General features: G+C 72.7%; 14 protein-coding genes. 10 read left to right on the top strand and 4 right to left on the bottom strand.

The genetic code is table 11. From position 1 onward, the window contains the following. Window positions 1–31 precede the first annotated feature (31 nt). Window positions 32–478: a DUF2550 domain-containing protein gene (locus WN71_RS11720; RefSeq protein WP_046591553.1), complete on the top strand. Its 447-nt coding sequence runs from the start codon at window positions 32–34 to the stop codon at window positions 476–478. Between the two features lie 273 nt (window positions 479–751). Here WN71_RS11720 and WN71_RS11715 read toward each other — a convergent pair whose 3' ends face one another. Further along, entirely contained in the window at window positions 752–2575 is a 1824-nt protein-coding gene (locus WN71_RS11715; protein WP_046591552.1) for a glycoside hydrolase family 18 chitinase, read from the bottom strand. 250 nt (window positions 2576–2825) lie between these two features. On the opposite strand from WN71_RS11715, the gene WN71_RS11710 reads away from it, so the two are divergent. The 4 genes from WN71_RS11710 to WN71_RS11695 are packed head-to-tail and all read left to right on the top strand — an operon-like array spanning window position 2826 to window position 5723. After that, window positions 2826–3524, top strand: coding sequence for a response regulator transcription factor (locus WN71_RS11710; RefSeq protein WP_046591551.1), 699 nt, complete (start codon window positions 2826–2828; stop codon window positions 3522–3524). After that, window positions 3521–4984, top strand: coding sequence for a sensor histidine kinase (locus tag WN71_RS11705; protein ID WP_046591550.1), 1464 nt, complete (start codon window positions 3521–3523; stop codon window positions 4982–4984). Before WN71_RS11710 ends, WN71_RS11705 begins: the two co-directional genes overlap by 4 nt. A 59-nt stretch (window positions 4985–5043) precedes the next feature. Beyond that, window positions 5044–5511, top strand: coding sequence for a hypothetical protein (locus WN71_RS11700; RefSeq protein ID WP_107469631.1), 468 nt, complete (start codon window positions 5044–5046; stop codon window positions 5509–5511). Continuing rightward, window positions 5508–5723: a hypothetical protein gene (locus WN71_RS11695; protein ID WP_046591549.1), complete on the top strand. Its 216-nt coding sequence runs from the start codon at window positions 5508–5510 to the stop codon at window positions 5721–5723. The genes WN71_RS11700 and WN71_RS11695 overlap by 4 nt, the downstream gene beginning before the upstream one ends. A gap of 145 nt (window positions 5724–5868) precedes the next feature. On the opposite strand, the gene WN71_RS11690 is transcribed toward WN71_RS11695, so the two are convergent. Further along, window positions 5869–6456 (bottom strand): cob(I)yrinic acid a,c-diamide adenosyltransferase, encoded by a 588-nt coding sequence (locus tag WN71_RS11690; protein WP_046591548.1) that lies wholly within the window; start codon window positions 6454–6456, stop codon window positions 5869–5871. 251 nt (window positions 6457–6707) lie between these two features. On the opposite strand from WN71_RS11690, the gene WN71_RS11685 reads away from it, so the two are divergent. The 3 genes from WN71_RS11685 (at window position 6708) to WN71_RS11675 (ending at window position 10918) form a co-directional block, all read left to right on the top strand. After that, entirely contained in the window at window positions 6708–7556 is an 849-nt protein-coding gene (locus WN71_RS11685) for a 3-hydroxyacyl-CoA dehydrogenase family protein (protein WP_046591547.1), read from the top strand. 169 nt (window positions 7557–7725) lie between these two features. Beyond that, complete coding sequence (locus WN71_RS11680; protein ID WP_046591546.1) at window positions 7726–8049, top strand: STAS domain-containing protein; 324 nt, start codon at window positions 7726–7728, stop codon at window positions 8047–8049. A gap of 346 nt (window positions 8050–8395) precedes the next feature. Next, complete coding sequence (locus tag WN71_RS11675; protein WP_046591545.1) at window positions 8396–10918, top strand: ATP-binding protein; 2523 nt, start codon at window positions 8396–8398, stop codon at window positions 10916–10918. Window positions 10919–10999: 81 nt separating this feature from the next. On the opposite strand, the gene nucS is transcribed toward WN71_RS11675, so the two are convergent. Next, the gene (nucS, locus tag WN71_RS11670; protein WP_046591544.1) at window positions 11000–11671 is read right to left on the bottom strand and encodes an endonuclease NucS; all 672 of its coding nucleotides are present in this window, start codon (window positions 11669–11671) and stop codon (window positions 11000–11002) included. A 244-nt stretch (window positions 11672–11915) separates the two neighbouring features. On the opposite strand from nucS, the gene WN71_RS11665 reads away from it, so the two are divergent. Beyond that, a complete protein-coding gene (locus WN71_RS11665; RefSeq protein WP_046591543.1) occupies window positions 11916–12308 on the top strand; it encodes an SCO5389 family protein in 393 nt (130 codons plus the stop codon). A gap of 162 nt (window positions 12309–12470) precedes the next feature. On the opposite strand, the gene WN71_RS11660 is transcribed toward WN71_RS11665, so the two are convergent. Further along, entirely contained in the window at window positions 12471–13499 is a 1029-nt protein-coding gene (locus WN71_RS11660) for an LLM class flavin-dependent oxidoreductase (protein WP_046591542.1), read from the bottom strand. A 223-nt stretch (window positions 13500–13722) separates the two neighbouring features. Between WN71_RS11660 and WN71_RS11655 the strand changes: the two genes are divergently transcribed. Continuing rightward, entirely contained in the window at window positions 13723–14064 is a 342-nt protein-coding gene (locus WN71_RS11655; protein ID WP_046591541.1) for a hypothetical protein, read from the top strand.

Here is a 14064-nt window from a genome sequence, read left to right as displayed (position 1 = left end):
AGGTACCTAGGAGACGAGGAGGTCGGTGTCGATGGTCCTCGCTCTGACTGTGTGCGGAATCGTGGTGGCCCTGGTGGTGGTCGGGCTGTTCGTCTTCGGGGCCCGCCGCCGGCTGATCCAGCGCTCCGGAGGCACCTTCGACTGCTCGCTGCGCTGGGACGTGCCGGAGAAACCGGACACCGACGGCAAGGGCTGGAGCTACGGGGTGGCCCGGTACAGCGGCGACCGCATCGAGTGGTACCGCGTCTTCTCCTACGCCTACCGTCCGCGCCGCACGCTGGAGCGTTCCGCGATCGAGGTGGCGGGGCGGCGCGTCCCGGAGGGCGAGGAGGAGCTGGCGCTGCTGTCGGACGCGGTGATCCTGGCGTGTGCCCACCGGGGGACGCGGCTGGAGCTGGCGATGAGTGAGGATGCCCTCACGGGCTTTCTGGCGTGGCTGGAGGCGGCGCCTCCCGGCCAGCGGGTGAATGTCGCGTAGGCGCTTGCCGCTTGGCTGACTGTCTGACCCCGGCTGCCCGTCGGCTCGGGCGTGCTGCCGCATGTGCGTGGTCGTCCGCGGGTGCGTGGGGCCTCTTCGCGCAGTTCCCCGCGCCCCTTCAGGGCGCTGGACATTCCGCGGGTGCGTGGGGCTTGATCGCGCAGTTCCCCGCGCCCCTGGCGGGGCGCATCGGTGAGGGCGTCTCTGGGAATGCCACCGCCGCGGGGGACCGGGGTCCCGCCGCGGCGGCTGTGGGGGGTGGCGGTGTGTGGATCAGAGGTTGCTGTTGATGGCGCTCACGAGCTCGCCGTCGCTGGTGTCTCCGCTGAACTCCCAGAAGAACGCCCCGCCGAGACCCTGGGACTTGGCCCAGCTCATCTTCCCGGCGATGGTGGACGGGGTGTCGTAGGACCACCAGTTGGTGCCGCAGTGGGCGTACGCCGTGCCCGCGATCGTGCCGGTGACCGGGCAGGACGTCTTGAGGACCTTGTAGTCCTCGATGCCCTGCTCGTACGTGCCCGGTGCCGCGCCCGTGGCGGTGCCGCCCGGGGCGTCCTGGGTGACGCCGGTCCAGCCGCGGCCGTAGAAGCCGATGCCGATGAGCAGCTTGCTCGCGGGCACCCCGGCCGACTTGTACTTGGCGATCGCGTCGGCCGTGTCGAACCCGGCCGTCGGGATGCCGCTGTACGAGGTGAGCGGGGAGTGCGGGGCGGTCGGGCCCTGCGCGTTGAAGGCGCCGAAGAAGTCGTACGACATCACGTTGTACCAGTTGACGTACGACGACGCGCCCGCGTAGTCGGCGGCCTCGATCTTGCCGCCGTTGGAGCCGTCCGCCGTGACCGCCGCGGTGACCAGCGCGCTGGAGCCGAACTTGGCGCGCAGCGCGGACATCACGTTCTTGAAGGCGGCGGCGCCGCTGGAGTCGCAGCTGAGGCCGCAGGCGTTCGGGTACTCCCAGTCGATGTCGATGCCGTCGAAGACATCGGCCCAGCGGGAGTCCTTGACCAGGTTGTAGCAGGAGTCGGCGAACGCGGTCGGGTTGGCCGCCGCCTGGCCGAAGCCGCCGGACCAGCTCCAGCCGCCGAACGACCAGAGGATCTTGAGGTTCGGGTACTTGGCCTTCAGCTCGCGCAACTGGTTGAAGTTGCCGGCGAGCGGCTGGTCCCAGGTGTCCGCGGCGCCGCTGACCGACTGGTCGGCGGTGAAGGTCTTCTGGTAGTCGGCGTAGGCGTCGCCGATCGCGCACTGCCCGTTGGTGACGTTGCCGAAGGCGTAGTTGATGTGCGTGATCTTCGCCGCGGAGCCGGACGTCACCAGGTTCTTGACCTGGTAGTTGCGGCCGTAGATGCCCCAGTCGGTGAAGTAGCCGAGCTTGACCTTGTCACCGGTGGTCGGGGGAGTGGTGGTGCCGCCGGTGGTGTGGACGGCGACCGAGCCGCTGACCGGGCCGGTCTGGTCCGCGGTGTCGCGGGCCTGCACGGTGTAGGAGTAGTCGGTGCCGGCGGTCAGGCCGCTGTCCGAGTACGACGTGGTGGTCACGGTGGCGACCGTCTTGCCGTCGCGCAGCACGTCGTAGTTCTTGACGCCCTTGTCGTCCGTGGCCGCGCTCCAGCTCAGCTTCACCGAGGTGTCGGTGATGCTCGACGCGGTCGGAGTGCCGGGCGCGGAGGGCGCGCTGTCGCCGGGAACGGTGGTGCCGCCGTCACAACTGGCGCCGTTCAGAAGACAGTTGCTGGGGGAGCCGGAGCCCGTGCCGTTGAAGCCGAAGGACACCGAGGCGCCCGCGGCGAGTGAGCCGTTGTACGACTTGTTCTTCGCCGTCCAGTGGGTGCCGGAGGACGTGACATCGGCGTCCCAGGCCGAGGTGACCGAGGTGCCGGACGGGAAGTCCCACTCGATCGTCCACGAACTGATCGCGCTGGAACCGGTGTTGGTGACCGTCCACTTGCCTTCGAAGCCGGTTCCCCAGTCCTGGGTCTTGGCGTAGGTGGCGGTGGCGGTGCTCGCTGCCTGGGCCGGGCTCGCGAGGCCGACCAGACCGGCCAGCGGGAGCAACAGGGTCGCGAACCCTGCCACGGCTCTGTGTCTGAAGCGCATGCTGCGCCTCCTCGGGGGTGTTTGGTGTGGGGGCATGACTGAGCCTTCACGCCCCAGTGCCGAGGAGAATAGAAAGGTCTGGACCACGGGTCAATAGGTCTGGACCACTACCGACTTGAATGTCCCCAAGGTCAACTTGCGCGTAACACAAGCGACTTGAGTCGATCTTTACGCTGCCGTCCACCCGTTCGAGCGGGGGCCTTACCCTGTCCGGACGGTTCCGGCCCGGCCGGACGGTGAGGAGGGACGCATGACCGAGACGGCGCACCCGGGCTCCGTGCTGGTCGTCGACGACGACGCGGCCATCCGCCGCTCCCTGGAACGGGGCCTCAGGCTGAGCGGGTTCGCCGTGCGCGCCGTCGGCAGCGGCGCCGACGCGCTCACCGCGGTCCGCGACACCCCGCCCGACGTCCTCGTGCTCGACGTGTCGATGCCCGGCATGAGCGGCATCGAGGTCTGCACCCGGCTCCGCGACGACGGCCGCGACCTGCCCGTGCTCATGCTCTCCGCGCTCGACGAGACCGCCGACCGCATCGCCGGGCTCCAGGCGGGCGGCGACGACTACCTGGTCAAGCCGTTCGCCCTCCAGGAACTGGTGCTCCGGCTGCGCGCCCTGCTGCGCCGCCGCCCCCCGGCCGTGACCGGCGCGCCGCTGCGGGTGGCCGGACTGGTCGTCGACCCCGCCGCCCGCACCGCCGAGCGCGACGGGCACCCGCTGGAGCTGACCCGCCGCGAGTTCGAACTCCTGGAGGTGCTCGCCCGCAACGCCGGGCTCGTCCTCACCCGCGACCAGCTCCTCGAACGGGTCTGGGGCTACGACTTCGACGTGCGCAGCGACGCCGTCGACACCTTCGTCAGCTATCTGCGCCGCAAGCTGGAGGCCGACGGCCGCCCCCGGCTGGTGCACACCGTGCGCGGCGTCGGATTCGTCCTGCGGGACACCCCGTGAGGCTCTCCACCCGTATCGGACTCGCCGTCGGCTGCGCCGTACCGCTGCTCGTGCTGGCCTGCGGCTGGCTGCTGCTCCAGCTCGTCGCCCGCGATCTGCGCGGCGCCGGGGACGACCATCTGCGGGCCCGCGCGACCGCCGTGGCACCCGACGCCCGCGCCCTGCTGCGCGCCTCCGCCGGCGCCCGCCCCAAGGCCACCGACACCAGGGAACGGCGGCTGTTCAGCGCCGCCCTCGACGTCGGCGTGCGCGTCGTGGGAGCGGACGGCACCGTCTTCAGCGGCGGCCCCCAGCCCGGCGCCTCCGTCACCCTGCCCAAGGCCGCCGCGGGGCCGGTCACCGTGCGCTCCGGCGGCCGGAACTGGCGCGCCCTGGCCCGTCCGCTCGACGGCGCCCGCTTCTCCGGCACGCTGTGGGTCTTCGCCCCCGACACCGCCGACCGCACCCAACTCCTGGTGGTACGGCGCCGTGTGGTGCGCACCGCGCTGCTCGCCGCCCCGCTGTCCGGGCTGCTCGCCTGGGGCCTGGCCCGGGGCGCCACCCGCCCCCTCGGCCGGCTCACCCGGCGCGCCGCGGGACTCGACCCGCGCACCAGCACGGCCCGCCTGCCGCACGAGCCCACCGGCGTCACCGAGGTCGACGAACTCGCCGCCACCCTGCGCACCGTCCTCGCCCGCTACGACGAGCAGGCCGCCCGCACCGCCGAGGCGCTCCAGACCGCCCGCTCCTTCTCCGCCGCGGCCGCGCACGAACTGCGCACCCCGCTGATGAGCATCGGCACCAACGTCGACATCCTCACCGCCCACCCGCACCTCGCCGAGCCCGACCGCGCCGAGGTCCTCGACGACCTGCGCCGCGAACACGCCCGGCTGCTCGGCCTGCTGGTGATGCTGCGCGAACTCGGCCGCGGCGACCTCGTGGAGGCCGACGCCTTCCGCACGGCCGACCTGGGCGAGATCGCGGGCGCCGCGGTGGCCGACGCCCGGCGCCGCGCCCCGGACGCCCGGATCACCCTGGAGGCGCCCGCCGGGCTCACCGTGCACGGCTGGGACGCGGGCCTGAGACTGCTCTGCGACAACCTGATCGGCAACGCGCTGGCCCACGGCCGGGACGCGCGCGGGGCCGCGACGGTCGAGGTGACCGTGTGCGGGGCGGACGGGCAGGCCGTGGTCCGGGTGGACGACCACGGCCCCGGGGTGCCGCCCGCCGAACGCGAGCGGGTCTTCGAGCGGTTCCGGCGCGGCCCCGACAGCGCGGGCTCCGGCCTCGGACTGACGCTGGTGGCCCAGCAGGCCGCGATGCACCGCGGCGCGGTGACCGTGCTCGACGCCCCGGGCGGCGGGGCCCGGTTCGAGGTACGGCTGCCCTCGGACGGCGGCGCACTGCCCGGCCGCCGCGACTGGCTCACCGGCACAGTCCGGACGAACCGGTCACAGAGTTTCCCCAAAGACGGTTCCTAGCCTCCGTCACGAACCGGGCGGACGACGGCCGCCCGGCAGACCGGAAGAGGGGAACCCGCATGTCCACGGACAGGTCCACCCGCACGTCCACACCCATGGCGCCGCGCGCTTCGGTGCGTACGGCGGTCGTACGGCGCCGTCGGCGCACCCTGCTGGCCGGGCTCGCGCTGACGGCCGTCCTCACGGGCACCACGACCGGCACCGCGCTGGCGGACAGCTCGCCCGCCCCCGCCCCCACCGGCGACGGCTCCACCGCCCTGTGCAAGCGGGTGCCGCGCATCGAGAAGCGGATCGACCGGGCGCTGACCCGGCTCGACGCGGGCGCCGGCACCCGCGGTTCGGTCGCCCGGCTCCAGGCCCGCGTCGACAACGCCAAGCAGGCCGGCCACGACGCGGTCGCCACCTACCTCCAGGACCGGCTGGACTTCCGCAAGAAGCTCCCGGCGACCCTGCGGCAGCGCAAGCAGGACCTCGCCGACGTCCGCACCTGGTGCAAGGACAACGGCATCACGGTGGGCAAGGGATGACGCGCGCCACGGCCCGCCGGGCGGCCGCCGCGGCGCTGCTCGCGGCGGCCCTGCTCACCACGGGCTGCGCCCGGCACGGCGGCGACACCGGGTCCGCGGAGCCGGGCCCGCACGCCGCCACGCCGTCCGGCTACCCGCAGATGGAGCAGAAGGTGAACGCCGCCGAGTCGGCCGCCGCGGCAGCCGACAAGGACACGGCACAGGACCACTGACAGACCCCCTCAGGGGCGCCCCGTCAGGGGCGCGGGGAACTGCGCGAGGAAGCCCCACCGGCCGGCGGAGGAGCGTCGAGCGCGGAGACCCCCGTGGGCCGGGGCCCGACACCCCCCGTGGGCCGGGCCTGGCGGAGGAGCGCCCTCAGCGCTCCCCGCCGGGAACCCACAACACGTCGCCCGTCTCCTTGTTCGCCGTCCGCGCCAGGATGAACAGCAGGTCCGACAGCCGGTTGAGATAGGTCGCGGTGAGCGGGTTCATGCTGCCCTCCGCCCCCTCGGCGCCGTGCACCTCCAGGGCGGCCCAGGTGGAGCGCTCGGCCCGGCGCACCACCGTGCACGCCTGGTGCAGCAGGGCCGCCCCCGCGGTGCCGCCGGGCAGGATGAACGAGCGCAGCTTCTCCAGCTCGCCGTTGAAGCGGTCGCAGTCCGCCTCCAGCCGGTCGACGTAGAACTGCTCGACCCGCAGCGGCGGGTACTCGGGGTTCTCCGCCACCGGCGTCGCGAGGTCCGCGCCCACGTCGAACAGGTCGTTCTGCACCCGCACCAGGACCTTCACGACCTCCTCCGCGAGCGAGCCCAGCGCGATCGCCGTCCCGATCACCGCGTTGGCCTCGTTGGTGTCGGCGTACGCGGCGATGCGCAGATCCGTCTTGGCGACCCGGCTCATGTCGCCGAGCGCGGTGGTGCCCCGGTCGCCGGTCCTCGTGTAGATGCGCGTCAGATTGACCATGCGGCCAGCCTAGTTATCCCTTGGCGGGCCTCCTCCACCCCCGCCGGTGTGATGTCCGTCAGGCGAGACGTGACGCGCATTACTTAGCGGTCACACGGCGCTCGCAGAGCGCTAATGTCCGCCGAGAGGTGAACGTCGACAGCGCGTGAGCGCTCGTGTGTCGCTCGTCACCTCCGGTCCTTCCTTTCTTCGTGGTTCGCCCCGGCCCGTCGGCCGGTCGCGTCCGTCAAGTCGCTCTCAGGGGAGTCGCAGTGGCACGCAAGCTCGCCGTCATCGGGGCCGGCCTCATGGGGTCCGGCATCGCCCAGGTCGCCGCCCAGGCGGGCTGGGAGGTCGTCCTGCGGGACGTGACCGACGAGGCGCTCCGCCGCGGCACCGACGGCATCGAGGCGTCGTACGCCAAGTTCGTCGCCAAGGGCAGGCTCGACGCGGCGGACGCCGAGGCCGCCCTCGCCCGCATCACCGCGACCACCGACCTGGACGCGGCCGGCGACGTCGACATCGTCGTCGAGGCGGTCTTCGAGCGGCTGGACGTCAAGCACGAGATCTTCCGCGCGCTCGACAAGATCGTGCGCGACGACACCGTGCTCGCCTCCAACACCTCCGCCATCCCGATCACCAAGATCGCGGCCGTGACGGAGCGCCCGGAGCGGGTCGTCGGCGTGCACTTCTTCTCGCCGGTGCCGATGATGCAGCTCGTCGAGCTGGTCCGCGGCTACAAGACGAGCGACGAAACCCTCGCCACCGCGCGGGAGTTCGCCGAGTCCGTCGGCAAGACCTGCATCGTCGTCAACCGCGACGTGGCGGGCTTCGTGACCACCCGGCTCATCTCCGCGCTCGTCGTGGAGGCGACCAAGCTCTACGAGTCGGGCGTGGCGACCGCCGAGGACATCGACCTCGCCTGCAAGCTCGGCTTCGGGCACGCGATGGGCCCGCTCGCCACCGCGGACCTCACGGGCGTCGACATCCTGCTGCACGCCACCGGCAACATCTACACCGAGTCGCAGGACGAGAAGTTCGCGCCGCCGGAGCTGATGCGCCGGATGGTGGACGCCGGTGACATCGGGCGCAAGAGCGGGCAGGGCTTCTACACGTACTGAGAACCAGTCACGTGCCCGCGACGAAACCGCACAGACCCCAGGGGTATCACCCCTGCGGGTGAATTCGGTATCGGTTCGCTTACAGACGGCAACCTGTTCGCCGCTGAAGCAGTCAGACGTTGCACAGTCAGCGTCACGGAGTACCACGCCGCACTCTCGGGGAGCGCATATGTACATCAGGGGCGACCACGCCGAGCTGGTCGTCGGGGGCCGCCTCGACGTCCGCAGCGCGGCGGACGCCCGTACGGCCCTGCATTCGGCCGTCGACGACGGGGTCGGCGACCTCGTGCTCGACCTGTCCGAACTGGACTCCTGGGACGCCACCGGACTCGGCGTCATCATGGGTGTCCACCGGCGGGCCGGCCGCTGCGGCCGCCGCCTGGTGCTGCGCGACGTCCCCCCTCAGATGCAGCGCCTGCTGGTCGCCACCCGGCTGCACCGGATCCTCGCCATCGAGGGCGGCATCGGCGTGGAGTCGCTGCCCCGCGTCTGACCCTCGCGCGCCCGGCGCCCGCGTCCGACCCCTGCGCCGGACGCCCGCGCACGGGGCCCGCGTCCGGCGCCCGCGCACGGGGCCCCGGAGGCCGGTGTTGCGCACGGCACCGGAACGAGCTGGGCGTTCCGGTGCCGAAACGTACGTCGCGCCCAATCCTCACGAGACTGTGATGTCTCGGACGGCGCGGTATCCCGCCCTGTCGGAGATACTGACTGAAGGTTTAAGGTTCGGTCGCCCGCCTCTTCGCAACCCTCGTGCGGGCCCGGACCAGAAGCGACAGCGCGGTGTGCGGCAAGGCCGGGAGGGGCTTCGAGCACACGACGCTTTTGGGGGGCTTGAACCTATGGACCCGATCAATCCGGGACCCGAGGCGTACGGCCAGGACGGCGACGACAGCGCGCCGCGCCAGCGCCCGCCCAGGGAATCCCTCACTTCGGACTTCGGCCAGAGCACACCCGCTCCGGCCCGTATCGTGCAGCTGATCTCCGGCGAGAACCTGCTGACCGTCAATCCGATCGACGGCAGCGAGATCGAGACCTGCCCGCCCGCCGCGCGGCCCGGCCGCCCCGCGAAGCTCACCGCGGAGCAGCGCGCCGAGACCGAGCGCGCCGCCCGTCCCGCGACCCCGCCCGGCCCGGCCCAGCTCGCGCTGCCGCTCCTGGAGCGCCAAGACGTGCGCGAGGACCTGGTCCGGCTGCTGGCCCGCGGCCGGTCGGTGCGGCTCACCGGCCCCTCGGGCTCCGGCCGCACCAGAGTGCTGGACACCGTCGCCGACGACTGCCAGGACCTCGCCCCCGACGGCGTGGTCCGCCTCAGCGGCTTCCGCCGCAGCGCGGACGACCTGCTGCACGACCTCTTCCGCGCCGTCTTCGACGCGCCCCGGCACCGCCCGGAGCGCGACGAGCTGCTCGACCTGGTCCGGGAGATCGGCGCGGTCGTCGTCCTCGACGACCTGGAGTTCGGCGGCGCGGCGCTCGACGAACTGCTCGACGCGACACCCGAGTGCGCCTTCCTGCTCTCCGCGACCCCGGAGGTGCCCGCGCCGTCCGCGGACTCCGCCGTGGAGGAGATCGAACTCGGCGGGCTCGACCGGGCCGGCGGTGTCGACCTGCTCGAACACGCCGTCTCCCGCAGCCTCACCGAGGAGGAGGCCAACTGGGCGGGCGACCTCTGGTTCGAGTCCGAGGGGCTGCCGCTGCGCTTCGTCCAGGCGGGCGCCCTGCTGCGCCAGCGCGACCAGCTGCGGGCCAGCACCAGCGCCGTGGACGAGTTCGGCGTCTTCGCCGAGGAACTGCCGGTCGAGGACTCCCTCGACCCCGACGACGGCGAGGAACTGCCCCTGCCGTCGCTGGGCGAGGCCGCGGCCCCGGCCCGGCTGCTCGCCTCACGCCTGAGCCTGTCCGCCCGTGCCGCCCTGCGTTTCGCGGTGGCCCTCGGCGGCGAGGTCCCGCACCAGGCGCACCTGCCCGCACTGGTCGGCGACACCCACGCGGACGCCGCCCTCGGCGAGCTCGCCGCGTGCGGTCTGGTCACCCAGGTCGGCGCCCGGCACCGGCTCGCCACCGGCGTGCTCACCCAGCTGGAGGCCGCCGGATACGCCGACGACCTGCCGGAGCAGGCCCTGGCCGCCGCCCAGCACTACACCTGGTGGGCCGGGCACCCCTCGGTCACCCCGGAGCGCGTGTGCCGGGAGGCCGACGCGGTGCTCGCCGCGCTCGCCGTCCTGGTCCCGCGCAGCACGCCGCCCGCCGAGGGCGAGGAGAGCCCCGCGGTCCAGCTGGCCCGCATCACGGCACCCGCGTTCGCGGCGGGCCTCGACTGGAGCGCCTGGGAGCAGACCCTGCACGCGGGCGCCGAGGCGTCCGAACGGGCCGAGGACGTCCAGGGCCAGTCGTACTTCCACCACGAGATGGGCATCCTCGCGCTCTGCGACGGACTGCTCGACCGGGCCCGCGCCGAACTGGAGACCTCGATCGGCCTGCGCGGCGCGCTCACCGACAAGCGCGGCACCGTCGCGGGCCGCCGCGCCCTCGCGCTGGTCGCGGACCGCTCCGGCATCACGATCGGCCTCGCGGCCCTGATGGGCGACGAGATCTCCGACGCCCGCAACGAGGAGTCCGCCTCACCGCCCCGCGGCATCCCCGCGGGCGCCGCGCTCGGCGGTACGGCGCTGCACCCGCCCGGCATGGACGCCTCGACCCTGGTCACGTACGGGGCGCCGCAGCAGCCCGAGGGCGGCTCCGGCGGCTTCCGCCGGCTGGCCCGGCGCAACCTGGTGGCGGCCGGCTCGGGCGCCCTGCTCGTGGCCGTGCTCGGCACCGTGGTGACGCTCGGCATGACCTCGCACGACAGCGCCGACGACACCCCGACGGACCGGGTGGGCCTCAACCCGTCCGCGAGCCAGGGCGTCGACGACGGCAGCCTGGGCGCGGCCTCGCCGAAGAAGGCCAAGAAGGGCGACACGGGTACGGCGACCAGCCGTCCGACGGACCCGGGCCCGGACGGCACCTACGGCACCTCCGACGACCCGACCCCGGCGGCCACGACGGGGCCGACGGACGAGCCGACGGGCGGCAAGTCGACGAAGCCGGGCAAGTCCAGCTCGCCGTCGAAGTCGTCGTCGCCGAAGCCGACGAAGTCCACGTCGTCGCCGAAGCCGACCAAGTCCACGTCGTCGCCGAACCCGTCCACCTCGACGTCGACCAGCCCCGACCCGACCGACACGGCGACCGACTCGCCCCCGCCCGCCACCACGTCCACCACGGCCAGTGGCCCGGCCTCCAGCGCCCCCGCGGCCTCCTCCAGCGCGGCGAGCGTCCCGGCGAGCGGTGGAGCGGTGTCGCCGTCCGACGGCACCGTCATCTGACCGCCGTCCGCGTCCGGTACGCACCGGGGCCCCGTCCTTCACGAAGGACGGGGCCCCGGTGCGTGGCCGTAGGGGCCGGGCTCAGAACAGCCGCAGCTTGTCGTCCTGGATGCCGCGCAGGGCGTCGTAGTCCAGCACCTGGCAGCCGATGCCGCGGTCGGTGGCGAGGACGCGGGCCTGCGGCTTGATCTCCTGGGCCGCGAAGATGCCGCGGACCGGCGCGAGATGCGGGTCGCGGTTCAACAGCTCCAGATAGCGCGTGAGTTGCTCGACGCCGTCGATCTCGCCGCGCCGCTTGATCTCCACCGCGACCGTCGCGCCCTCGGCGTCCCGGCAGAGGATGTCGACCGGTCCGATCGCCGTCATGTACTCGCGGCGGATGAGCGACCAGCCCTCGCCGAGGGTCTCGATGCGGTCCGCGAGGAGCTCCTGGAGGTGTGCTTCCACGCCGTCCTTGATCAGGCCGGGATCGACGCCGAGTTCGTGCGAGGAGTCGTGGAGGATCTCCTCCATCGTGATGATCAGCTTCTCGCCCGCTTTGTTGACGACGGTCCAGACGCCTTCCTCGTCGCCGGTGCCCTCCTTGAGCGTGCACGGCGGAGACATCCAGTTGAGGGGCTTGTAGGCGCGGTCGTCCGCGTGGATCGAGACGCTGCCGTCGGCCTTCACCAGGATGAGACGGGGGGCCGAGGGGAGGTGGGCGGTGAGCCGGCCCGCGTAGTCGACGGAACACCGGGCAATGACGAGACGCATGGTCCGCAACGCTACTCGACGGGCACCGGTGCACGCGATTCGCCCAGGAAAACCAGTGTTCATTCGTGGCCGATTGTGAGCCCAATGGGAGCTCTCTTTGTGTGCATTCTCCTGGTGCGGCCCCCAGCGGTTGCCTACCGTAGTGAACGGGAGGTCGCGATGTGTGTACGCAACGTGTTCGTAGTCGCGAACTCCCTTACCTGTCCGGCAACCCCTGTTGTTCGGGGGTGCGAGAGGAGAACCCATGTCGCTCGACGTCTCACCGGCCCTACTCGAACAGGCCGAGCGAGGCGAGGTCGACGAAGCTGCCTTCGTCGACTGCGTCCGGACCTCCCTGCCCTATGCATGGGAGATGATCAGCTCCCTGGTGGCCCAGCTGAAGGTGGACGGCGGAGACTTCGCCGACAACCAGACGCCGCCGCCGGACGAGCAGGCGCGCGGTCAGCTGCTGCGTGCGCTCGCGAGTGACGCGATACGCGGCGCACTTCAGCGGCACTTCGGTGTGCGGCTGGCGTTCCAGAACTGCCACCGTGTGGCGGTGTTTCCGGTGGACGCCTCGGTCGACCAGACACTGGCCCGCTTCACCTCGGTACGCAGTCAGCTGCTCAACCAGTCCCCGGAGCTCAGGGACTGCTGACGCCCGGCGACGGGACCGCTGACGCCGTCAGCCGCACGCTTGCCGCTCCATCCGCGGGAGGTGCATTCACCGGAGCGGCAAGCTCTCCGCGGGGCAGGTGCCCCGCCGGCCGGGGGAGACGCCCCCAGGCCCTGTCCCTGACGACCCCCAGGCCCTGTCCCCCTACCGCACCTGCGGCAGCACCTCGGTGCCCAGCCGCCATACGTTCTCCTCGGTGGCCGCGAGGTCGCCGGAGCCCTCGACGAGCAGCGCGAAACGCGAGATGCCGGTCCGCTCCGCGGTCGCCGCGAGCCGGTCCGCGCACAGCCGCGGGGTGCCCACCGGGTGCAGCCCGCAGAGCAGTTCGGTGTACGCGACCGGGTCCCGCATGGCGCGCTTGCGGTCGTCCACCGTCACATGGGCCTCGAGTCCCTGCTTCAGCCAGCCCGGCATCGCCTTCACCAGGGTCTCCACCGCGTCCGTGCGCCGGTCGGCGATCTGGCAGACGCCCGCCGAGACATGGCCCGCCTCGTGGATCTCCCGGGCGGTGCGCCCCGAGGCGCGGGCGTGGTCCCGCCACAGGGCCACCATCTCGGCCTTCTCCTCGTCGCCGACATGCATCCCGAGCAGCATCGGCAGCCCGCGCTCCGCGGCCAGCCGGACGCTCGCCGCCGAGGTGCAGGCGACCAGCACCTCGGGGCCCGGTTCCTCCGTGAGCGCCTCCGACGGGCGGGGCACCACGGGGACCTGACGGAAGGCGAAGCGCTCCCCGGCGGCGCCGACCGCGGGCTCGCGCAGCCAGCGCAGCAGCAGATCGAGCGCCTCCGGGAACCCCGTCTCGAACGCCTCCAGGCCGGCGCCGAACACCTCCAGGTCGACCCAGGGGCCGCCGCGTCCGACGCCCAGCGAGAACCGCCCGCCGCTCGTCAGATGCAGCAGCGCGGCCTGTTCGCCGAGGGCGACGGGATGGACGGTCGGCAGCACGCTGACCGCCGTGCCGACGCGGATACGGCTGGTGCGGCCGAGCAGCAGCGCGGCCAGGGTGACGGCCGACGGACAGGTGCCGTACGGGACGAAATGGTGCTCGGCCAGCCAGACCGAGTCGAGGCCGGCCTCCTCGGCGGCCTCCGCCGAGCGCACCGCCCGGTGCAGCGCCTCCCCCTGCCCCTGGCCCGGGAACTGGGCCGCCAGCACAAAACTTCCTACGCGCATGGGACTTTCCTGCTTCCTTGGCTCCGACGCGGAGCTCCCCCACACGGCATAACCGCCTGACACGTGCCGAGGACACGGCCTGGCGGGGAGATTTCCGGATTGTCGGGAGAACAGGTCGCTTCGGAGGGGGACTTGTCAGGATCGGTGACCTACGCGTACCCCGGTCCCCGCCGCGTAGGCTGGACACGGTCCCTGCTTCCTGTATAGCCCCGAGAGGTGTTCCGTGTCCCCGCGACGCAACCGACCCAAGGAGACCGGCGGATCCGGAGCCTCCGGCCGCGGCGCCGACGACGACCGGTCGGGCCGCTACGGCGGCTGGCAGTCCTCGGAGAGCTGGCAGGGCGAGGAGTGGAGCGTGCGGCACGTGGCCGGCGCCAGTTCGCAGGGCAAGACCTACCGCTGCCCCGGCTGCGACCAGGCGATCGGCTCGGGCGTCCCGCACGTGGTGGCCTGGCCCGAACACGCGGGCGTGGACGACCGCAGACACTGGCACAAGGCCTGCTGGAACGCGAAGGACCGCCGCACCACCCGGGTGCAGCGGTCCCGCAACGCGCCGAAGTTCTGA

It is taken from the genome of Streptomyces mangrovisoli (assembly GCF_000974985.2).
Classification (GTDB): domain Bacteria; phylum Actinomycetota; class Actinomycetes; order Streptomycetales; family Streptomycetaceae; genus Streptomyces; species Streptomyces mangrovisoli.
Note: the sequence above shows the minus strand (reverse complement) of the source record. Positions and strands in the feature narration are given on the sequence as shown.

Coding starts and splice junctions, on each gene's coding strand:
- WN71_RS11665 (WP_046591543.1), top strand. CDS start 11,916: ATGTCGCTCGACGTCTCACCGGCCCTACTCGAACAGGCCGAGCGAGGC.
- WN71_RS11715 (WP_046591552.1), bottom strand. CDS start 2,575: ATGCGCTTCAGACACAGAGCCGTGGCAGGGTTCGCGACCCTGTTGCTC.
- WN71_RS11675 (WP_046591545.1), top strand. CDS start 8,396: ATGGACCCGATCAATCCGGGACCCGAGGCGTACGGCCAGGACGGCGAC.
- WN71_RS11710 (WP_046591551.1), top strand. CDS start 2,826: ATGACCGAGACGGCGCACCCGGGCTCCGTGCTGGTCGTCGACGACGAC.
- WN71_RS11690 (WP_046591548.1), bottom strand. CDS start 6,456: ATGGTCAATCTGACGCGCATCTACACGAGGACCGGCGACCGGGGCACC.
- WN71_RS11695 (WP_046591549.1), top strand. CDS start 5,508: ATGACGCGCGCCACGGCCCGCCGGGCGGCCGCCGCGGCGCTGCTCGCG.
- nucS (WP_046591544.1), bottom strand. CDS start 11,671: ATGCGTCTCGTCATTGCCCGGTGTTCCGTCGACTACGCGGGCCGGCTC.
- WN71_RS11700 (WP_107469631.1), top strand. CDS start 5,044: ATGTCCACGGACAGGTCCACCCGCACGTCCACACCCATGGCGCCGCGC.
- WN71_RS11680 (WP_046591546.1), top strand. CDS start 7,726: ATGTACATCAGGGGCGACCACGCCGAGCTGGTCGTCGGGGGCCGCCTC.
- WN71_RS11720 (WP_046591553.1), top strand. CDS start 32: ATGGTCCTCGCTCTGACTGTGTGCGGAATCGTGGTGGCCCTGGTGGTG.
- WN71_RS11660 (WP_046591542.1), bottom strand. CDS start 13,499: ATGCGCGTAGGAAGTTTTGTGCTGGCGGCCCAGTTCCCGGGCCAGGGG.